Consider the following 375-nt stretch of genomic DNA (forward strand, 5'->3'; position numbering starts at 1 on the left):
GTGGTTGGATGCTAATGGGATTACCTGGTGCGATGTACGCAACAGGATTATCTAGTGTATGGATTGCGATAGGGTTATTAATAGGTGCTTATGCAAACTATTTAATTCTTGCCCCGCGTTTGCGACCGTATACAGAAGTGGCAAATGATTCAATTACGATTCCAGACTTTTTAGAGAATCGATTTAAAGATCGTACGAAAATACTTCGTTTTGTCTCCGCTATCGTCATTTTAGTATTTTTCACATTTTATGCGTCGGCTGGTTTAGTATCAGGTGGGCGTTTGGTTGAAAACTCTTTCAACCTTGATTACAAAATTGGTTTATTTGTAACTGTCGGTGTCGTAGTTGCTTATACACTATTCGGTGGCTTTTTAG

1 protein-coding gene is annotated in these 375 nt (G+C 38.9%); it reads left to right on the plus strand.

Features of this window, described 5'->3' with window-relative positions:
• Positions 1 to 375: sodium:solute symporter family transporter (locus ACSG5Z_RS29740; protein WP_435712736.1), on the plus strand; the 375-nt coding region annotated here is incomplete at both ends.

The organism is Bacillus pretiosus (assembly GCF_051294775.1).
GTDB lineage: Bacteria > Bacillota > Bacilli > Bacillales > Bacillaceae_G > Bacillus_A > Bacillus_A wiedmannii.